The following is a 20199-nucleotide window of genomic DNA, read 5'->3' as shown; positions in this document are numbered from 1 at the left end:
AGCGTAAGCGCCGCTCACACCGGGACGGCCTCGGGAGCGACCGCTGTACGGGCCTTGTACGCCCGGTAGGCCACGCCCAGGACGATCGTGATTCCGAGGAACAGCACGGTGAAGTACTGGAAGTACCAGTGCCCACCCGCCGGGTCGTACACCGCGGCGCGCGGCCAGGCCAGGTTGACGGTCATGAACAGGCCGTACAGCAGGGCCAGCGCGTTGACGGGGACGCCCCATCGGCCGAGGGAGAACAGCCGGGCGCCCGTCTCGTCCGTGCCGTCGCTGGTGAAGCGGCCGCGCAGGCGGCTGACCAGCAGGGGACCGGTGACCATCGCGTAGGCCAGGTACAGCATCACGATGCAGGTCGTGCCGATGGCCAGGAACGCCTCCGGGGAGGCGAAGTTGAGCAGGAGCAGGGCCGCCGCGAGGACGCCGACCACCAGGGCGGGGGCGCCGGGCATGCCGGTGCGTGGGTTGACCTTGGCGAGGCGGCGGGCGAACGGGAGCTGGCCGTCGCGGGCCATGGAGAACAGCATCCGGCAGGCAGATGTCTGGATCGCCAGGGTCGCCACGGCGATCGCCACCACCACGTCGGCCAGCAGCGCGCGGCCCACCCCGTCGCCGAGGCTGCTGGTGAGGACGTAGCTCAGTCCGTCGACCGCGAGACGCCCGTCCGTGAGGCTGGGCGCGGCGAGCAGTCCGCCGAGGACGATGAGACCGCCCAGCAGGCCGGCCGCGCCGAGTGCCGTGAGGATCGTGCGGGGCGCGGTGCGGCGGGGGTGGTGGGTCTCCTCGCTCATCTCGCCCGCGCTGTCGAAGCCGATCATCACGTACGCCGCCGTGAAGGAGCCCACGAGCAGCGCGCCGAGCAGGCCGGACTGGGCGGCGCCGTCGGTGTGGAAGGTGATGCCGGGGGTGCGTTCGGAGTGGGTGAGCAGCAGGACGACGATCAGGACCGCGCCGATGATCTCGGCGGTGACGCCGACGCGGTTGATCACGGACATCACACGGTTGTCGAGGAGGTTCACGAGCGTCGTCAGGGCCAGCAGGATCACACCGAGGACGGCCGCGTTGGCCGCGCCGTCCGCCGAGGTGGGCGCTGAGTCGGTGCCGATCAGCTGGAAGCCGGACCAGATGGCCGGCAGCACCATCTGCAGGGCCAGCGCCGCCGCCGCGACCACCACGATCTGCCCGATCACCATGATCCAGCCGGCGAACCAGCCGAAGCTGAGGTTCGACAGGCGGCTCGACCACTGGTAGATGGCGCCGGAGATCGGATAGCGCGCGGCCAGCTCGGCGAAGCAGGCGGCCACCAGCAGCTGCCCGACCAGCACCGCCGGCCAGGCCCAGAAGAAGACGGGGCCGCCGAACGCGTACCCGAAGGCGAAGAACTGGAAGACGGTGGTCAGGACGGAGATGAAGGAGAACCCGGCCGCGAAGGAGGCGTACCGGCCCAGGCTGCGGTGCAGTTCCTGGCGGTAGCCGAACGCGGTGAGGGAGCGGTCGTCGGGGGAGTGCGGTGGATCGGGACGTACGTCGGAGGGGGTGGTTGTCGTCACGGCGGCACCTGCCTTCGGCGCAGGGAGCGGAGGGGACAGGGAGAGGAGAAAGCAGAATTCCTGTCGGGTGACAGAAATTAGGGAGGGGCTGTTTCGCGTGCGTGACGTCGGAGTGTCGGGTGCGGGCCCAAGTCCTCACGCTCTTGCCGGTACTCGCCGAATCGCGACGCGGATCAGTTGTCATCCGCTCGTCGATCCCTCATTGGTCCGCTCATTGATCCGCTTTGGGCGGGCACGGTAAAGGGGCGGCACCCTTGAAGGTGCCGCCCCTGGCAGGTCTGCTCAGGCGGCCGGTGCCGCCCCCTCCTGCTCCGCCTCGATGCGCGCGTTCCAGTCCCGTTTGGCGGCCTGCCAGCCGTCCTCGTTGTGGCCGAGGCGCCAGTAGCCGGAGATCGACAGGTCCTCGCGCGGGACCCCGCGCTCGACCCGCAGCAGCCGGCGCAGCTCCTTCACCCAGGCCGCCTCGCCGTGCACGAACGCGTGCACGCGGCCCTCGGGGAACTCCAGCGCCCGTACCGCCTCGGCCAGCGCCTCGCCGATGGGCCGGTCACCGCGGTGCAGCCAGACGACCTCCACATCGGAGTCGATCTTCTGCTCCTCCTCCGGCCCGGCGACCTCGACGAAGGCATGGGTGCGGGCGCCGTCGGGCAGCGCCTCCAGGGAACGGGCGATCGCGGGCAGCGCGCTCTCGTCGCCGACGAGCAGATGCCAGTCGGCGGCCGGGTCGGGGGCGTAGGCGCCGCCGGGGCCCATGAACCACACGGTCTCGCCCGGCTGGGCGCGCAGGGCCCACGGTCCGGCGAGCCCCTCGTCGCCGTGGATCACGAAGTCCAGGGTCAGCTCGCGGTGTTGGGCGTCCCAGGCGCGCACCGTGTACGTCCGCGTCACGGGCCACTGCTCGCGGGGGAACTCTTCTCGGATGCGCTGCATGTCGAAGGGCTCAGGATAGGTCACGCCCTCGGCCGGGAACAGCAGCTTCACATAGTGGTCGGTGCAGGTGTCCGCCGAGAAGTCGGCCAGGCCCTCGCCGCCGAGCACCACGCGCTGCATGTGCGGGGTCAGCCGTTCGGTACGGACGACCTGCGCGGAGTGGGGTTTCCGCGGCGTGCGTCCCGGTCGTTCTGCCATGGCGGCCTCCCTGATCCCTGTGCTTAGGCTTACCTAAGTTAGCACCTTCCCCCACGGTGAAGACCCCCATATGAGAGGTCTCTCGACCTCTTGAGTAGAACTTTGCTCCCGCCGGGCGCGAATGTCGCTCACGACGGCGAGATCTTTGATTGCGCCACGAGATCTTCGATTACGCCACGAGAGTCGCCAGCAGTCGCTGCAACGACCCGCCCAGTCCCCAGTGGACCGCCAGCGCGTCCAGCGCCGCGGGATCGCGCGGCGTACGCGGCAGGATCGTGTCGACGTCCGGCAGCGGGACGTCGTCCGCGACCTTCACGACCTTCGGCGCCACCGCCATATACGGCCGTGACTCGTCGAGCCGCTTGCGCTGCGACGGCGTGAGCCTGGCCTTCGGATCGTCGACCGCGGCCATGATCCCGGCCAGGTCGCCGAACTCGGCCAGCAGCTTGGCAGCCGTCTTCTCGCCGATGCCGGGCACGCCCGGCAGGCCGTCGCTCGGGTCGCCGCGCAGCAGCGCAAGATCCGCGTACCCCCTGCCGTCGACCCCGTACTTCTCCCGCAGCACGGCCTCGTCGGTGGTCTGCAGTGTGCCGACGCCCTTGAGCGGATACAGCACACGCACCCCACGTGCGTCGTCCACCAGCTGATACAGGTCGCGGTCGCCGGTGACGATGTCGACCGGTCCCTTGGCCCGCGCGGTGAACGTGCCGATCACGTCGTCCGCCTCGTACCCCGCCACGCCCACGCGCGCGATGCCCAGCGCGTCGAGGACTGCCTCGATGATGGGCACCTGCGGCGACAGCGTGTCGGGCACCTCCTCCTCGTCCGGGCCCACTTCGTGCTCCTCGGCAACGCGATGCGCCTTGTACGAGGGAATCAGCTCGACCCGCCACTGGGGCCGCCAGTCCGCGTCCATGCACGCCACCAGATGGTCCGGACGATGGTCCTTGACCAGGCGGTCGATGAAGTCCAGCAGCCCGCGCACGGCGTTCACCGGTGTGCCGTCCGGGGACTTCACGGACTCCGGCACGCCGAAGTAGGCGCGGAAGTAGAGCGAGGCGGTGTCGAGGAGCATCAGTCGTCCGGTCACGCCTCGCATCATGCCGTACGGCACTGACACCGACCGCAGACGGCAACATCATGGGCAGAGGTAAACGTCATGTGAACTGGGGCACGCCTGCGTTTGACCCCCAAGCGTTCGGGCAGGCGCCGCCTCGGAGCGATGCCGGTTGCGCATTCAACAGTTTGCGGCCCTTCGTCTCCCCTTTCTTGCCGCCGAGACAAGAGGTACGCGTGTCAGCCAGACTTGAGGCCGAGAGGCTTTACAAGGTGTTCGGCAAACGACCGGACGACGCAGTCGAGCAGCTCCGAAAGGGAGCCGACCGGGAGGAACTGCGCGCCGACGGCACCACCGCGGCCGTGGTCGACGCCTCTTTCACCGTGGAACCGGGCGAGACCTTCGTCGTCATGGGCCTGTCCGGCTCCGGAAAGTCCACGCTGCTGCGTATGCTCAACGGCCTCCTGGAGCCGACCGCGGGGCACGTCCGCTTCGACGGCCAGGACCTCACCGCGCTCACCGACCGCGAACTGCGTGAGGTGCGCGCGAACAAGATCAGCATGGTCTTCCAGCACTTCGCGCTCTTCCCGCACCGAAACGTCGTGGAGAACGCCGCTTACGGCCTGTGCAACCAGGGCGTCCCCCGCGCCGAGCGCGAGGAGCGTGCCACCGAGGCACTGGCCATGTGCGGACTGGCCGGCTGGGAGAAGTCCTGGCCGGACGAGCTGTCCGGCGGTATGCAGCAGCGCGTGGGCCTGGCCCGCGCCCTGGCCACCAACGCCGACCTGCTCCTCATGGACGAGTCCTTCAGCGCGCTGGACCCGCTGATCCGCCGTGACATGCAGGACCAGCTGATCGAGCTCCAGAGGAAGCTCAAGAAGACCATCGTCTTCATCACCCACGACCTCAACGAGGCCATGCGCCTGGGCGATCGCATCGCCGTCATGCGTGATGGCCGCATCGTCCAGATCGGCACCGCGGAGGACATCCTCATCCGCCCCGCGAACGACTACGTCGCCTCCTTCATCCAGGACGTCGACCGCTCCCGTGTGCTGACCGCGTCCGCCGTCATGGACAAGGACATACGCGGTGACGAGGTCAGCTGCGGCTGCGAGACCGCGACGCCGGACACACCGTTCACCGAACTCTGCGCGATCAGCGCCCGCCTGACGCACCCCGTGGCAGTCGTCGACGCGACACGGAAACTCGTCGGTCGCGTACCGCGACAACGCCTCGTCGGCTTCCTCGGCGACCAGCAGGGCGAGCCCGAACCCTGCGACAACCCGCGCGGAACCCGCGACGGGAAGGTGATCGAGAATGCCTAGACTTCACTTCGGTGACTGGGTCGAAGACCTGGTGGACTGGCTGCAGTCCCATCTGAGCTTCTTGTTCGATGTCGTCAAGGCCGTGCTCGGCGGCATGTACGACGGCGTCGATGCCGTACTCGGTGGTGGGGAACCGCTGTTGATGGCGGGCATCCTCGCCGTGATCGCGTGCTGGCTGCGCGGTCTGCTGCCCGGTGTGCTGGCCTTCGTCGGCATGGCCCTGATCGACTCCCTCGGGTTGTGGGACGACGCGATGGACACCTTGTCCCTCGTTCTCGTCGCCGCGGTCATCACCGTCGTGATCGCGGTTCCCCTGGGCATCTGGGCCGCCCGCAGCGATCGGGTCAGTGCCCAACTGCGGCCGGTACTCGACGTCATGCAGACGATGCCGGCCTTCATCTACCTCATCCCTGGCGTCATGTTCTTCGGCGTCGGTACCACCCCCGGTCTCCTCGCGACGATCATCTTCGCCATGCCACCGGGTGTCCGGATGACCGAACTGGGCATCCGGCAGGTGGACGGCGAACTGATCGAGGCGGCCGACGCGTTCGGCACCAGCCCGCGCACCACCCTGACCCGGGTGCAGCTGCCGCTCGCGCTGCCGACGATCATGGCCGGGGTCAACCAGGTCATCATGCTGTCCCTGTCGATGGTCGTCATCGGCGGCATGGCGGGGGCCGGCGGCCTCGGTGAGCAGGTCTACTCCGCGATCACCCAGCTCCGGGTCGGCCTGGCCGCCGAGAGCGGTGTGGCGGTCGTCATCCTCGCCATGTACCTGGACCGCATGACCGGAGCACTGGGCGAGCGGGTGTCCCCGCTCGGCCGCCGGGCGGCGGCCAAGGCGGCCGCCGTCGCCGCGGGGCGCGTGAAGTTCACGCGTTACAAGCCGAACGCCGCGGTCGCGGTCATCGGCGTCGTGGTTCTCGCGCTCGTCGCGGGCGGCATGAACCTGGCGGGCTCCGACGACTCCCAGCAGGTCGCCGGGGCCGGTACGAACGTCGGCCAGGGCAAGAAGATCAACATGGGCTACATCCCCTGGGACGAGGGGACCGCGACGACGTACCTGTGGAAGGAGCTCCTGGAGGAGCGCGGCTACGAGACGGACGTCAAGCAGCTCGACCCGGGACCGCTCTACTCCGGCGTGGCCCGGGGGGACATCGACTTCCAGACCGACGCCTGGCTGCCCACGACACACAAGGCGTACTGGGACAAGTACAGCTCCCAGATGGAGGATCTCGGTTCGTGGTACGGGCCGACGTCGCTCGAGTTGACGGTTCCGTCGTATGTGAAGGGCATTGATTCGCTGGCGGATCTGAAGGGTCAGGGGAAGAAGTTCGGCGGCAAGATCATCGGTATCGAGGCGAGTGCCGGGATGATGGGGACGCTGAACTCGAAGGTCCTGAAGGCCTATGGGCTTCAGGGCGAGTACAAGGTGGTGTCGTCGAGTACGTCGTCGATGCTGGCGGAGCTGGACCGGTCGATCAAGAAGCGTGAGCCGGTGGTGGTGACGCTGTGGTCGCCGCACTGGGCGTACGGGAAGTACGACCTGAAGAAGCTCAAGGACCCGGAAGGCGCCTGGGGCAAGGGCGAACAGATCCACACCGTCGCGCACAAGGGCTTCAGCCAGAAGGACCCGGTCGTCGCGCAGTGGCTGAAGGACTTCAAGCTCACCGAGCAGCAACTGACCAGCCTGGAGAACGACATCCGCGCCGCGGGCGAGGGCGCCGAGCAGGACGGCGTGCGCACGTGGCTCAAGAAGAACCCCGGCCTGGTCGACCAGCTCGCCCCGGTCGCCGGGGGCACGAAGGCGCAGGGCAAGGACGCGGGGAAGACGGTCGACATGGGCTACTTCCCGTGGGACGAGGCCATCGCCGCCACCTACCTCTGGCAGAACATCCTGGAGGACCGCGGCTACAAGCCCAACGTCGAGCAGCTCGATCCCGGACCGCTCTACACCTCGCTCGCCCAGGGGCAGATGGACGTCCAACTGGACGGCTGGCTGCCGACCACGCACAAGCAGTACGTGGACCGCTACAAAGGCCAGTTGGAGGATCTCGGTTCGTGGTACGGGCCGACGTCGCTCGAGTTGACGGTTCCGTCGTATGTGAAGGGCATTGATTCGCTGGCGGATCTGAAGGGTCAGGGGAAGAAGTTCGGCGGCAAGATCATCGGTATCGAGGCGAGCGCCGGGATGATGGGGACGCTGAACTCGAAGGTCCTGAAGGCCTATGGGCTTCAGGGCGAGTACAAGGTCGTGTCGTCGAGTACGTCGTCGATGCTGGCGGAGCTGGACCGGTCGATCAAGAAGCGTGAGCCGGTGGTGGTGACGCTGTGGACGCCGCACTGGGCGTACGGGAAGTACGACCTGAAGAAACTCAAGGACCCGGAAGAGGCCTGGGGCAAGGGCGAACAGATCCACACCGTCGCGCACAAGGGCTTCAGCGAGGAATTCCCGGAGTTCGCCGGCTGGCTGAAGAATTTCAAGCTCACCGAGGAACAGCTCGCGTCCCTCGAGGTGGAGATACAAAAGGGAGGCGCCGGGAACGAGAAGGCGTCCGCGAGGAAGTGGCTGGACGCTCAGCCGGGACTTGAGGACAAGCTGGCTCCGGTGGCCTGATCCTGTGGCCTGACTCCTGACGATTGGTTTTCGCCTCCGGATACGCCTCGGAGGTGTGGGTGGAATGGTTTCCGTGAAACTTTGGAAACCATTCCACCCATTTTTCGTCCTGCTCCCTTCAGAGGTTGATCCACTCTCGCCCGATGTGGGAGATTTTTGCTGCGCGGGGGGCGTCGGGTCGGATATTCCCGGGGATTTCCCCGTGCCCGACCATTGAAGGGGGACGCGTTGAAGAGAAGCGCGACTGTAATCGGCTCTGCCTTTCTCGCCACTGTTCTGGCCACGGGGACTTCATTCGCCGCCGGCGGTTATACGGCACGGAATGTCTCCGGCGGGCCTCCGGCCGGGGCGGCGTGCGCCACGGGCGGCTGGGCCGAGGGCTGTTTCGTCAAGGAAGGCGACGAGATCTGGGTGCGGGACACCCGCGCCGACAGCTACCACGCCGCCGTCCACTGGTGGCTCACCGGTGGCAGCGCGAGCGACGACCGGGTCTGCCACGACCACGCGGGCAAGGCCGCCGGCTGGACGGTGTGCGACGGGCTCTCCGGCGTCATCGCCGAGAACAAGAACATCACCATCTGGCCGATGACGATGGACGGCGACCAGATCGTCCCCAATGGGGCCAGCCCGCAGACGATCGCTCCCACCTCCTGACCCGCCCGCAGAGGAGACCGGCAATCATGAACAGCAGGATCCTGACAGTGGCGGGAGCCATGGTGACCGCGGTCGTCCTGGCTGCCACGCCCGCACTGGCGACCGAGTCCGTCAAGCAGACGGCCAAGGACGGCTCCGCCCCGCCGAGCGGCGCTCCGTGCTCGGTGGGCAAGGGGGTCACCGTCTGTTTCCAGAAGGCGGGAGACGTCATCTGGGTGCGGGACGAACAGGCGGACGGCCACCACGCCGTCGGCGGCTGGGGTTTCGGCGACGGTGAGACCGACGTCTGGGACTACGAGTGCCACGACTACCTGGGGCCGTCGGCCGGCTGGACCCGATGCGGGTGGTCCGACACGATCGGCGAGAGCCGCACGATCACGTTCCGCGGGATCGAGTTCGACGGCAGCACGCCGAAGCTCAACGGTGACGCCGGACCGGCCACGGGCTCCAAGGCGTCCTGAGGGGCGAGGTGGGCTCCGCCCGGCTGGTCCCGGCTGCTCCTGGCTCCGCCCGGCTGGTCCCGGCTGCTCCTGGCTGCTCCCGGCTGCTCCTGGCTGCTCCCGGCTGCTCCCGGCTCCGCCCGGCTGCACCTGGCTTCCCCCGGCTGCTCCCGGCTCCATCCGGCGTCAGCCCGGGGTGGGGCCCACCTTCCCGGAACGCTTCCCTATCCTCGCGTCAGCGACAGCAATTCCCGTGCCGGTCCCACCGGTCGGTGCCCCGTCGGCCACACCGCCCTCAGATCTCGCGCCAGCGACACGTCCTCCAGCGGCACCCTCACCAGGCGGCGCATCGCCAACTCCTCGCCCACGGCCAGTTCGCTGAGTACCGCCGGCCCCGCCCCGCTCACGGCCGCCGCCTTCACCGCCGTCGTGGACGACAGCTCGATCAACGGCCGGGCCAGCCCGCCCAGCGCGGCGTCCAGCACCTGCCGTGTCCCCGATCCCTTCTCCCTCAGGATCAACGGCGTCGCCGCCAGTTCCGACGCCTCCAGCGGGCGGCGCCGACGCGCCCAGGGATGCTTGGGTGCCGTCACCACGATCAGGTGGTCGTGGGCGATCACCACGGAGTCGAGGCCCGTCGGCACGGTGAGCCCCTCCACGAATCCGAGGTCCGCCTCGTCCGCCAGCAGCCGCTCCGCCACCGCCGCCGAGTTGCCCGCCAGCAGCGACACCGCCGTGTCCGGCCGCTGGGCGCGCAGCGCGAGCAGCCAGCCCGGCAGCAGGTACTCGGCGATCGTCATGCTGGCCGCCACGCGCAGCCGCGAGTCGCGGCGGTCCCGCAGCGCCTGCGCTCCCGCGTCGAACGCCTCGGCCGCCTCCACGATCCGCCGCGCCCAGTCCGTCACGAGCGCCCCGGCGTCCGTGAGCCGGGAGCCGCGCGGTGAACGGTCCACCAGTGCGACGCCCAACTGGCGTTCCATCGAGCGGATCCGGCTGCTGGCCGCTGGCTGGGTGATGCCCACTTCGCGCGCCGCCCCGCCGAGACTCCCGAGCCGCGCCACCGCCAGCAGCAGTTCCAGCGCCCCGAGATCCGGCACCCGGTGCGCCAGCGAGCCACCGGCCATGGACCGGCCGTTCTGCTGTTCCCCAACGCCGCTCATAAAGACACCTTATGCCTTGATGGAGTCATACTCCCTGGTCGGGGGCGTTCACCGACGAGACGGTGGACACATGGTCACCGCCATCCGTCACCTCGGGCCGAATTGGTGCGCCTCCGTCATGGGCACCGCCGTCGTCGCCACCGCGGGAGTCGCCCTTCCCGCGCACACTCGCCTACGGCCGGCTCGCGGTCGGGCTGTACGTCGTCCTGGTCGCCGTCTGGGCCACCACTGCCCTGCACACCGTGCGCGGCCTGGTCAACGGCGAGCTGCTCGCAGCGCCTCGCCCAGCACCCGTGGTGCCTCGGCCAGCGACGGTCCGTACCATGTCAGGTGCCGGCCGCTGACCAGCGCGCACGGCAGACCCGGGAAGGCCTCCGGACCGTCGTCGGCCGCGAAGCGGTACGGCTCGTCCGGGAGCACGACCACGTCCGGTGCCGCCGCCCGGAGCTGCTCGACGGGGATGCGTGGATAGCGCTCGGTGTGCGTCGCGTACAGGTGGTCGACACCCAGGCGGGACAGGACGTCGCCCGCGAACGTCTCCCGGCCCACCACCATCCACGGCCGGCGCCAGATCGGTACGACCGCTGTCGTGCGGTGTGCCGGTGGTGGCAGCGCCGACCAGGCCTGCTCCGCCTCGTCCAGCCAGCGCGGCCGGGCCGTCGCCCCGCACGCCTGGAGCACGCGTGCGAGTTCCTCGAACGCCCGCGGTACGTCGCGTACCTCGGTCACCAGTACCTCGATGCCTGCCGCGCGCAGGGCGGCCAGGTCGGGGGCGCGGTTCTCCTCCTCGTTGGCGATCACCAGGTCGGGGGCGAGGGCGACGATCCGGTCGACCTTCGGGTTCTTGGTACCACCGATTCGGGCGACGTCCAGGTCCGTCGGGTGCGTGCACCAGTCGGTGGCGCCGACCAGGGTGCCGGAGACCGTCGCCGCGACGGCTTCCGTGAGTGACGGGACGAGCGAGACGACCCTCACTGGCGTGGCCGGTCGTGAACCGCCTCGATGTGCTCGGCCACCGCGACGACGACCACGCGGGTGTCCGCCACCGTCGCCCGCCAGCGGTGGCGGACCCCGCCGGTGAGATACAGGGTGTCGCCGCGGCCTAGACGGTAGGCGCGGCCCTCCGCCTCGATCTCCACGCCGCCGTCGGCGACGTACATCAACTGGTCGTTGCGGTACTGGAATTCGCGGCCCGCGTCATGGTCGCCGGTGAACTCCGAGGCATGCATCTGATGGTGACCGCGCACCAGGGAACGCACCTGGGGCGCGAGCGCCGCCTCGATGCCCTCCGCGCGTACGACATCGACGCTGCACGCCGGGTCGGCGGCGGCGAGGAGTTCGACGGCGGTGGTGCGCAGGGCGTCGGCGACCTTCTCCAGGGAGCTTCTGCTGGGCCGTGCCCGCTCGTTCTCGATCTGGCTCAGGAAGGGGACCGACAGGCCGCTGCGCTCGGCCACGACGGCGAGGGTGAGCTCCAGCGACCGGCGCCGACGCCGTACGGCCGCGCCCACCCGAAGAGGCTGCTCTTTGTAGTCGCCCATCGCTCCGGCTCCCTCCTTCGCTCGTCGTCGCGCTTCCCGTGCGCGCCGGCCACGGCGCACCGCTTCTGATGAGTTGTCTGCACCTTACGCATGTTCGGCAAACCGTTTCATGCGGCCGTCACATCGATGTCACATTGGGTGTCCTCGGACCTCACAGTTCGCGCCAGTGGATCAGCCGCCGGGCCTGGCCGGGAGCGGATTCCCTCTCCGGGACGAAGAGGCTGACCAGCAGCGCTGGACGGCCGTCCGGGCCGGTGAGCACGGCGGGCGCGGGACGGGCGAACGAGCGCTGCCTTTCAGTTCAATGCGCGAGCGGCCGTCCGTGTTCCCGCCCGTGTCCCAGGCCCGGGGGCCGGACCGATCGACAAAGCGGTGAAGTCTGGGCAGTGGTGTAGCGCTATGTGGTTGGCCGGATTCATCCCGTGCTCGCGGCTCAGAGAACGGCGGCTCAGGGAGCGGTGCCAGAGGCAGCCTCGACCAGTGCGCGCATGACCCGCAGGTCCTCACCCATCTCCGGGTGCCACTGCACGCCCACTACCCAGCGGGCGCCGGGGAGCTCCACGGCCTCGACCGTCCCGTCCGCCGCGTGCGCCGACGGGACCAGGCCCGTGCCGAGGCGGTCCACGGCCTGGTGGTGAAACGTCGGCACGGACGTCTCCTCCGGGACGACGTCGGCGTACGACGTCCCCGGCACCGGCTTCACGAGGTGCCGGCCGAAGACGCCGGGGACCTCCGCGTGCCCCTCGATGTGCTGCACGAGCGTGCCGCCCAGCGCGACGTTCAGCAGCTGCATGCCCCGGCAGATGCCGAGGAGCGGGACGCCCGCCGTCAGCGCCGCGTCGATGAGCGCGAGCTCCCAGGTGTCCCGGGCGCGCGCGGGCGGCCCGGTGCGGGGGTCGGTCTCGGCGCCGTAGCGGACCGGCTCGACGTCCGGGCCGCCCGCGATCACCAGGCCGTCGAGGCGGGTGACCGTCGCGGTGGCGTGCTCCGGCGCGTCCGGCGGGAGCATCGCGGCCAGCCCGCCCGACCGCTGCACGAGCCGCGGATACCCGGCGGGCAGCAGCGCGGCCTCCAGCTCCCACACGCCCCAGCGCGCCCCGGCCTCCAGGTAGGTACTGATCCCGATCAACGGCCTGTCCGCCATGCGCCCTCCCGCAATGGATTACACCTATACCTTTGCCGAGTGTCACCCCGGACGGCAAGGGCGCTCTTGCCGCTCACGCCAGGAACCCCCGCAACAGCGCCGCCGTCCCCGCGCAGTGCTCCCGCATCATCTCCCGCGCCCCGTCCGCGTCCCCGTCGAGCACCGACTCGACCAGCGCGGTGTGCTGGCGCTGCGAGTGCTCCAGGTTGCGTACGAGGAGCGGGATGCAGTCGAGCAGGTCGTTCACCGACGCCCGTGCCGCCGCGTACTGCGCGGTCAGCGTCGGCGAGCCGCACAGCTCGGCCAGGGTGAGGTGGAGCAGCGTGTCCAGGCGGCGGTACTCGGTCAGCGGCGCGTCCTGCGTGGCGGCCAGCGCCTCCCGCAGCCGGTCCGCCTGCTCCGCGGACAGGCCGTGCGTCGCGCACAGGCCCGCCGCGCCCACCTCGAGGACCTCCCGAAAGCGCAGGACGTCCTCGATGTCGACCGCGGATATCCGTCGCCGCAGCTCGTCCTCGCCGCCCGCGTCCGTGCGGGGCAGGACGAACGTTCCGCCGTACCGCCCGCGCCGCGACTCGACCAGGCCCTGGTCCTGGAGCACCTTCAGCACCTCGCGCAGCGTCACCCGGCTGATCCCGAGCCGCTCCGCCAGCTCCCGCTCCGCGGGCAGCCGTTCCCCGCCCGGCACCAGGCCGAGCCGTACGACCTGGAGGATCTGCTCCAGGGCCTCCTCGAAGCCGTTGCCCGCCCGCACCGGGCGCAGCACCGGGGTCAGCCGGTCGTCCGGGCCGCCGTCAGCGTCCACCGACATATGGCCGTGCCCCCCTTCCCAAGCAATGGTTCTCACCAATACCTTAGGGCTTCCGGCTGACCGAAGAAGCCGAAGGAGGCTTTCCCGTGGCAGACCGCACACCCCCGCTCGGCGTCGAGGAGCTGCACGCCCTCGTCGCGGGCGGTGAGATCGACACTGTCGTCCTGGCCTTTCCCGACATGCAAGGGCGGCTTCAGGGCAAGCGGTTCGCCGCCCGTTTCTTCCTCGACGAGGTCCTCCACCACGGCACCGAGGGCTGCAACTACCTCCTTGCCGTCGACACGGAGATGAACACCGTCGACGGCTACGCGATGTCCTCCTGGGACCGTGGTTACGGCGACTTCGCCATGCACCCCGACCTGAGCACCCTGCGCCGCGTCCCCTGGAACGAGGGCACGGCCATGCTCATCGCCGACCTCGCCTGGAACGACGGCTCCCCGGTCGTCGCCGCCCCCCGCCAGATCCTGCGCCGCCAGCTGGAACGCCTCGCCGAGTACGGCTACACCGCCCAGGTCGGCACCGAGCTGGAGTTCATCGTCTTCAAGGACACCTACGAGCAGGCCTGGGACGCGAACTACAGAGGGCTCACACCGGCCAACCAGTACAACATCGACTACTCGGTGCTCGGGACCGGCCGGATCGAGCCCCTGCTGCGCCGCATCCGCAACGAGATGGCGGCCGCCGGTCTCACCGTCGAGTCCGCCAAGGGCGAGTGCAACCCCGGCCAGCACGAGATCGCCTTCCGCTACGACGACGCCCTGGTCACCTGCGACCAGCACGCCATCTACAAGACCGGCAGCAAGGAGATCGCCTCCCAGGAGGGTGTCTCGCTCACCTTCATGGCCAAGTACAACGAGCGCGAGGGCAACTCCTGCCACATCCACCTCTCGCTCGCGGACGCCGCCGGCAACAACGCGATGGCGGGTTCTCCCCAGGACGAGGGCGGCATGTCGGACGCCATGCGGTACTTCCTCGCCGGACAGCTCGCCGCACTCCGCGACTTCTCGCTCCTCTACGCCCCCAACATCAACTCCTACAAGCGCTTCCAGCCCGGCTCCTTCGCCCCGACCGCCGTTGCCTGGGGGTACGACAACCGCACCTGCGCCCTGCGGGTCGTCGGCCACGGCCGCTCCCTGCGCTTCGAGAACCGGCTGCCCGGCGGCGACGTCAATCCGCACCTCGCCGTGGCCGGACTCGTGGCGGCCGGCCTGTACGGCATCGAGCAGAAGCTGGAGCTGCCCGAGCCCTGTCCCGGCAACGCCTACGCCGCCGACTTCGCGCACGTCCCCACGACACTCCGCGAGGCCGCCGAACTCTGGGAGAACAGCCCGATCGCCAAGGCCGCCTTCGGCGACGAGGTGGTCGCGCACTACCGCAACATGGCGCGCGTCGAACTGGACGCGTTCGACGCCGCGGTGACCGACTGGGAACTCCGCCGCTCCTTCGAACGCCTGTGAGGCCCTACTTGTCCCCCGAGTTGTCCCACGAGTACGAGCTCGAAGTACTGAACCCGGCGACCGAGGAGGTCGTCGCCACCGTCCCCGGCGCCACCGAGGCCGACGTCGACGCGGCCGTCGTACGCGCCACGCGGGCACAGGCCCAGTGGGCCGCCCTGGCACCCGGCGACCGCGCCCGCCTGCTGCGCCGGTTCGCGACGACAGTCGACGAACACCTCGAGGAGCTGGCGCGGCTGGAGGTCCGCGAGGCCGGACACACCGTCGGCAACGCCCGCTGGGAGGCGGGCAACGTCCGCGACCTGCTCGACTACGCGGCCGGGGGAGTGGAGCGGTTGACCGGACGACAGATCCCGGTGCCCGGCGGCCTCGACGTCACGATCCTCGAACCGCTGGGCGTCGTCGGCGTGATCGCCCCCTGGAACTTCCCCATGCCCATCGCGGCCTGGGGCACCGCCCCGGCCCTCGCCGCCGGCAACGCGGTCATCCTCAAGCCCGCCGAGACGACCCCGCTCACCGCCCTGCGCCTGGCCGAACTCGCCCTGGAGGCCGGCCTGCCCGAGGGCCTGTTCCAGGTGCTGCCCGGCCACGGCCCCGTCGCGGGCAACGCGCTCGTCGAGCACCCCGGCGTGGCGAAGATCGTCTTCACCGGGTCGACGGCCGTGGGCAAACAGGTGCTGGCCAAGGGGTCAGCCCTCCTCAAGCGCGTCACCCTCGAACTCGGCGGCAAGAGCCCCAACATCGTCTTCGCCGACGCCGACCTCGAAGCCGCCGCGTCCGCCGCCCCCATGTCCTTCCTCGACAACTCCGGCCAGGACTGCTGCGCCCGCACCCGCATCCTCGTCCAGCGCTCCTCCTACGACCGTTTCCTCGACCTCCTCGGCCCCGCGATCGAGTCGGTCCTGGTGGGCGACCCGGCGGACGAGCGGACGGACATGGGCCCCCTGATCTCCCGGGTCCAACTGGACCGCGTGCGTTCGTACGTCTCCGACGACGCCGAAGGCATCCGCGGCAAGGCCCCCGAAGGCCCCGGCTTCTGGTTCCCGCCCACCGTCCTGACCGGAGTCGACCCGCACGCGCGCGTGGCCGTCGAGGAGGTCTTCGGCCCGGTCGCCGTGGTCCTGCCCTTCGAGGACGAGGCGGAGGCGATCCGGCTCGCGAACGCCACCGACTACGGCCTCTCCGGCTCCATCTGGACCCGGGACGTCGGCCGCGCCCTGCGCGTCTCGCAGGCGGTCCGCGCCGGCAACCTGTCCGTCAACTCCCACTCCAGCGTCCGCTACTGGACCCCCTTCGGCGGCTACAAGCAGTCCGGCATCGGCCGCGAACTCGGCCCGGACGCCCTCACCGCCTTCACCGAAACCAAGAACGTCTTCATCAGCACGGAGGGCCCCGCACAGTGACCGAAGAAATCATCTGCCGCCGCCTCGTGGGCCGTACCGCCGTCGTGACCGGAGCCGGCAGCGGCATCGGTCTCGCCACCACACGCCGGCTCGCCTCCGAGGGCGCGCACGTCGTCTGCGGCGACGTGGACGAGGTGCGCGGCAAGGCCGCCGCCGAAGAGGCCGGCGGGACCTTCGTGAAGGTCGACGTCACCGACCCCGAGCAGGTCGAGGCGCTGTTCAAGACGGCGTACGACACCTACGGCAGCGTCGACATCGCCTTCAACAACGCCGGCATCTCCCCGCCCGACGACGACTCCATCCTGGAGACCGGCCTGGAGGCCTGGAAGCGCGTCCAGGAGGTCAACCTCACGTCCGTCTACCTGTGCTGCAAGGCCGCGATCCCCTACATGCGGCGCCAGGGCAAGGGCTCCATCATCAACACGGCGTCCTTCGTGGCCCGGATGGGCGCGGCGACCTCGCAGATCTCGTACACCGCGTCCAAGGGCGGCGTCCTCGCCATGTCCCGCGAACTGGGCGTGCAGTTCGCGCGGGAGGGCATCCGGGTCAACGCCCTGTGCCCCGGACCGGTGAACACCCCGCTGCTCCAGGAACTGTTCGCGAAGGACCCCGAGCGTGCCGCCCGCCGGCTCGTCCACATCCCGCTCGGCCGGTTCGCCGAGGCCGAGGAGATCGCCGCCGCCGTCGCCTTCCTGGCCAGCGACGACTCCTCCTTCGTGAACGCCACCGACTTCCTGGTCGACGGCGGAATCTCGGGGGCGTACGTCACACCGCTGTAGGGCTCGCCCTACAGTGCCGGAATGAGCATGACGCCCCCGCCCGGCTGGTACGCCGACCCCCACGCTCCCCACCTGGAGCGCTGGTGGGACGGGACCGCGTGGACCGAACACCGGCGTGCCCCCGAGGCACCCGGGCCGCCGCAGCCGGCCGGCGGGGCCTCCGGACGCGCGAAGGCCGTCGTCGCCCTCACGATCGCCGGGGTCGTGCTCGTCGCCGCGATCGTCACGGGAGTGGCCGTACTCGGCGCGGACGACGACGGCGGCGGCACGGTGGCGGACCCCGCGGCGACGTCCTCCACGCCCACCGCGTCCACAGCCTCCCCCGCCCCCTCGCCGACCACCTCCGAGCCGTCCGCCGACGACCCGGCCGTCGTCGTCGACGAACTCAACGGCATCACCCTGCCGTTGCCCGACGGATGGGTCAGGCCGCAGCACGTCGCCGACGACGACGTGGTCATGACCACGGACGGCACCTACGACTGCCCGGCCGGCGTCGGCATCTGCCGGCACGGCACGGTCTTCTCGCGCACGGTGACCGAGAACGACGAGAAGTCCCCCGAGGCCCTCGCGAAGCAGGACATCTCGAAGGCCACCGACGACGCCTACGACCGCGACGCACTCGGCCGGCGCCTCTACGGAGGCATCGAGTCGCACAAGACCGTCAAGTCCGGGCAGGTCGCAGTGGCCGGACGCGCCGGGTACCTCGTGCGCCGGCAGGTGACGACGGCCGACGGGCCCGGCGGCTATGTGCAGTCGCTGGTGTTCCCGTCCAGCGTCGGCAGCGAGTCGCCGGTCCTGGTGCGGTTCGTCTTCGACGCGGGACCGGACGGACCGCCGCTCGCCGACATGGACCGGATCACCGAGGGGATCCGGTCGATCGACGACGCGGACACGGGCGGCGGCGTGGGCAGCAGCCTCGGCCCGGCCGGCTGACCTGCAAGAAGCCGACCTACAGGAACGTGCGGCCCTCACCCCGGTACGTCGGGACGGTCCCCGTCACCGCGTCCCCCTCGATCAGGTGCAGCGTCTCGAACCGCTCGCACAGCTCACCGGCCTTGGCGTGCCGGAACCACACCTTGTCGCCGATCAGCAGGTCGTCGGCCGGGGAGCCGAGCAGCGGCGTCTGCACCTCGCCGGGCCCCTCCTGGGGGTCGTACTTCAGCCCTTCCGGCAGATACGGCACCGGCAGCCGGTCCGGCCCGGCCGCACCGGAGGCCGGATAACCGCCGCCGAGGACGGTCACGACCCCGACCCCCGGCCGCCGTACGACGGGCTGGGCGAACAGCGCGGCCGGACGGCCGCTGAACGACGTGTAGTTGTCGAACAGCCGCGGTACGTACAGCCCCGACCCGGCGCCGATCTCGGTGACCGCGTCCTCCGCGGCGGTGTGCTGCACGCTGCCCGTGCCGCCGCCGTTGACGAACTCCAGGTCCGGCACCACGGCCCGGACCGCGCGCACGACCTCGCCACGCCGCTCGGCGAGTTCCCGGCGGGCGGTGGCCTGCATCAGCCGTACGGCACGCGAACGCAGGGGCCGCCCGGCCACGGCGTCACCGACGCCTGCGACATGGCCCTCGTACGCCATGATCCCGACGACCTTGAACCCCGGCCGCCGGGCCACGACACGTGCCATGTCGGCGACTTGGGCGGGGGAGTGCAGCGGCGACCGACGCGCCCCGACCCGCACCCGCCCCCCGAGCAGCTTGAGCGAGGTGTCCAACTCCAGGCAGACACGGATCACTTCACGCCCGCCGTCGCGCGCCTCGTCGATGAGCCTGAGCTGCGCCGGGTCGTCGACCATCACGGTCACGGCGGCGGCCAGCTTGGGATCGGCGGCCAGCTCGGCGTACCCGGCGCGGTCGGCGGACGGATAGGCGAGCAGCACGTCGTCGAAACCACTCCTCGCCAGCCACAGGGACTCGGCGAGGGTGAAGGACATGATGCCCGCGAAGCCGTCCTTCGCCAGGACGCGTTCGAGCAGGGCCCGGCAGCGTACGGACTTGCTGGCGACCCGGACCGGCTTGCCCCCGGCCCGGCGGACGAGGTCGTCCGCGTTGGCGTCGAAGGCGTCCAGGTCCACGATCGCGAGGGGGGCGTCGAGATGGGCGGTGGCCCGGTCGTAACGGGCCCGGTCGGCGGCGCGCGCAGTCATGAACGCAGCCTGCCAGACAGGATTACCGCAGGGTAGGGGGACGTTCCGGGCAGATGCCCCGGCCTCGCGGACTGGTTCCCGTTCGCCCAGGAACAACCCGTAGAGTGACGCGCACGCACGGAGGACCGTTCCGCCCCCGGTCGCACGCCCGCGCCGGGATGCCGGTCCCCCCATGCGGGTATGCGTGCCCGGGACGGCCCGGGCCTGAGGAAACGGGGGGTGCATGAGCACGGAAGCGCGCCGCGCCTCCATTCCTCCACGCCCGCTCCAGCCGCCGACGACGGCAGAGGCGGACGGCGACGAAACGGGCCCGCAGGGGAATCCGACGGCGGGCCGTCAGGGGTTCGACGGGACCGGGCAGCAGGAAACCGGTGGATCAGATCGCCAGGTGTTCGACGCGACCGGGCGACAGAGGACCGGTGAGGCGGGCCGTCAGTGGTCCAGCGGGTCTTCGGGGCCGGGACTGCCGACCGCGCAGGCGAACACCGAGCCGGGGCCGGCGACCTCCCGTGGTGCCGTTCCGGAGCCGGGATCGGCGTCGGGTGCCGGGTCGACCGTGCCGTCGGCCCGGGCGTCGACGGCCGGTGACGGCTCCGGTGCCGTCGCGGCGCCCCGGCGCAGCGAGGACGACCGCGGCAGCGAGTCCGACGGGGCCGGCCCGGGATCCACCTCGCGGCCCTTCCGACTCCGCTCCCCGAACCCGTGGGCCACGTCCCCCCGCAACACCACCTCCGCACCCCCACCCCCGCCCAAGGCCTCGGCCCGCTTCCCGGACACACCACCGACAGCGGGCCGCGAGACGCGCCAGGAGAGCACGGGTGGGGCCCTGCCGAGCGCGGCACCGCCTCGCCCGGACGCCGGGTCGCCCCGCTCGAGCGCCGGTACAGCGGCGTCGGGTGCGGTGCCGCCTCGCCCGGACGCCGGGCCGGCCGCGTCGTCCTCGGCACCGCCTCGCTCGGGCGAGGCTCCGACCGCGAACGGTCC

General features: G+C 70.6%; 17 protein-coding genes and 1 pseudogene. 8 read left to right on the top strand and 10 right to left on the bottom strand.

The genetic code is table 11. The features are described from left to right. Positions 1-14: 14 nt before the first annotated feature. The 3 genes from CLM62_RS27880 to CLM62_RS27870 all read right to left on the bottom strand — a co-directional run bounded on the left by CLM62_RS27880 (position 15) and on the right by CLM62_RS27870 (position 3780). Positions 15-1553 (bottom strand): amino acid permease, encoded by a 1539-nt coding sequence (locus CLM62_RS27880; RefSeq protein WP_095752663.1) that lies wholly within the window; start codon positions 1551-1553, stop codon positions 15-17. 282 nt (positions 1554-1835) lie between these two features. Continuing rightward, complete coding sequence (locus CLM62_RS27875; RefSeq protein WP_095752662.1) at positions 1836-2681, bottom strand: siderophore-interacting protein; 846 nt, start codon at positions 2679-2681, stop codon at positions 1836-1838. Between the two features lie 169 nt (positions 2682-2850). After that, on the bottom strand, positions 2851-3780 hold the full coding sequence (locus CLM62_RS27870) for a 5'-3' exonuclease H3TH domain-containing protein (protein ID WP_373559193.1): 930 nt from the start codon (positions 3778-3780) through the stop codon (positions 2851-2853). A gap of 194 nt (positions 3781-3974) precedes the next feature. Between CLM62_RS27870 and CLM62_RS27865 the strand changes: the two genes are divergently transcribed. From CLM62_RS27865 to CLM62_RS27850, 4 genes are all read left to right on the top strand, one after another. After that, positions 3975-5063: a glycine betaine/L-proline ABC transporter ATP-binding protein gene (locus tag CLM62_RS27865; protein WP_095752660.1), complete on the top strand. Its 1089-nt coding sequence runs from the start codon at positions 3975-3977 to the stop codon at positions 5061-5063. After that, complete coding sequence (locus tag CLM62_RS27860) at positions 5056-7680, top strand: ABC transporter permease/substrate binding protein (protein ID WP_095752659.1); 2625 nt, start codon at positions 5056-5058, stop codon at positions 7678-7680. Before CLM62_RS27865 ends, CLM62_RS27860 begins: the two co-directional genes overlap by 8 nt. A 228-nt stretch (positions 7681-7908) precedes the next feature. Further along, positions 7909-8334 (top strand): hypothetical protein, encoded by a 426-nt coding sequence (locus CLM62_RS49440; RefSeq protein WP_143659162.1) that lies wholly within the window; start codon positions 7909-7911, stop codon positions 8332-8334. Between the two features lie 26 nt (positions 8335-8360). After that, the gene (locus CLM62_RS27850; RefSeq protein ID WP_095752657.1) at positions 8361-8795 is read left to right on the top strand and encodes a hypothetical protein; all 435 of its coding nucleotides are present in this window, start codon (positions 8361-8363) and stop codon (positions 8793-8795) included. Between the two features lie 203 nt (positions 8796-8998). On the opposite strand, the gene CLM62_RS27845 is transcribed toward CLM62_RS27850, so the two are convergent. The 5 genes from CLM62_RS27845 to CLM62_RS27820 all read right to left on the bottom strand — a co-directional run bounded on the left by CLM62_RS27845 (position 8999) and on the right by CLM62_RS27820 (position 13427). Then, entirely contained in the window at positions 8999-9934 is a 936-nt protein-coding gene (locus CLM62_RS27845; protein ID WP_095752656.1) for a LysR family transcriptional regulator, read from the bottom strand. A 255-nt stretch (positions 9935-10189) separates the two neighbouring features. Continuing rightward, the gene (locus CLM62_RS27835) at positions 10190-10909 is read right to left on the bottom strand and encodes a helical backbone metal receptor (protein WP_095752655.1); all 720 of its coding nucleotides are present in this window, start codon (positions 10907-10909) and stop codon (positions 10190-10192) included. Beyond that, the gene (locus CLM62_RS27830; RefSeq protein WP_095752654.1) at positions 10906-11475 is read right to left on the bottom strand and encodes a helix-turn-helix domain-containing protein; all 570 of its coding nucleotides are present in this window, start codon (positions 11473-11475) and stop codon (positions 10906-10908) included. Before CLM62_RS27830 ends, CLM62_RS27835 begins: the two co-directional genes overlap by 4 nt. A gap of 448 nt (positions 11476-11923) precedes the next feature. Continuing rightward, positions 11924-12619 (bottom strand): gamma-glutamyl-gamma-aminobutyrate hydrolase family protein, encoded by a 696-nt coding sequence (locus tag CLM62_RS27825; RefSeq protein WP_095752653.1) that lies wholly within the window; start codon positions 12617-12619, stop codon positions 11924-11926. A gap of 73 nt (positions 12620-12692) precedes the next feature. After that, on the bottom strand, positions 12693-13427 hold the full coding sequence (locus CLM62_RS27820) for a FadR/GntR family transcriptional regulator (protein ID WP_095752652.1): 735 nt from the start codon (positions 13425-13427) through the stop codon (positions 12693-12695). 86 nt (positions 13428-13513) lie between these two features. On the opposite strand from CLM62_RS27820, the gene CLM62_RS27815 reads away from it, so the two are divergent. The 4 genes from CLM62_RS27815 to CLM62_RS27800 are packed head-to-tail and all read left to right on the top strand — an operon-like array spanning position 13514 to position 17996. Further along, the gene (locus CLM62_RS27815) at positions 13514-14884 is read left to right on the top strand and encodes a glutamine synthetase family protein (protein ID WP_095752651.1); all 1371 of its coding nucleotides are present in this window, start codon (positions 13514-13516) and stop codon (positions 14882-14884) included. Between the two features lie 8 nt (positions 14885-14892). Continuing rightward, positions 14893-16284 carry an aldehyde dehydrogenase family protein gene (locus CLM62_RS27810; RefSeq protein WP_257004128.1) on the top strand — a complete coding sequence of 464 codons (1392 nt, stop codon included), beginning with the start codon at positions 14893-14895 and terminating at the stop codon, positions 16282-16284. After that, positions 16281-17063: a 3-oxoacyl-ACP reductase gene (locus CLM62_RS27805; RefSeq protein ID WP_095752650.1), complete on the top strand. Its 783-nt coding sequence runs from the start codon at positions 16281-16283 to the stop codon at positions 17061-17063. The genes CLM62_RS27810 and CLM62_RS27805 overlap by 4 nt, the downstream gene beginning before the upstream one ends. A gap of 27 nt (positions 17064-17090) precedes the next feature. Continuing rightward, a complete protein-coding gene (locus CLM62_RS27800; RefSeq protein WP_095752649.1) occupies positions 17091-17996 on the top strand; it encodes a DUF2510 domain-containing protein in 906 nt (301 codons plus the stop codon). 16 nt (positions 17997-18012) lie between these two features. Here the strand turns inward: CLM62_RS27800 and CLM62_RS27795 are convergent, their stop codons facing one another. Together CLM62_RS27795 and CLM62_RS50255 are read right to left on the bottom strand one after the other, a co-directional pair. After that, positions 18013-19215, bottom strand: coding sequence for an amino acid deaminase/aldolase (locus tag CLM62_RS27795; RefSeq protein ID WP_095752648.1), 1203 nt, complete (start codon positions 19213-19215; stop codon positions 18013-18015). Positions 19216-19647: 432 nt separating this feature from the next. After that, positions 19648-20199 (bottom strand): annotated as a pseudogene (locus CLM62_RS50255) (hypothetical protein); the annotation flags it as partial.

This window comes from Streptomyces sp. SA15, assembly GCF_002291145.1.
In the GTDB taxonomy this organism is placed as follows: Bacteria; Actinomycetota; Actinomycetes; order Streptomycetales; family Streptomycetaceae; genus Streptomyces.
Note: the sequence above shows the minus strand (reverse complement) of the source record. Positions and strands in the feature narration are given on the sequence as shown.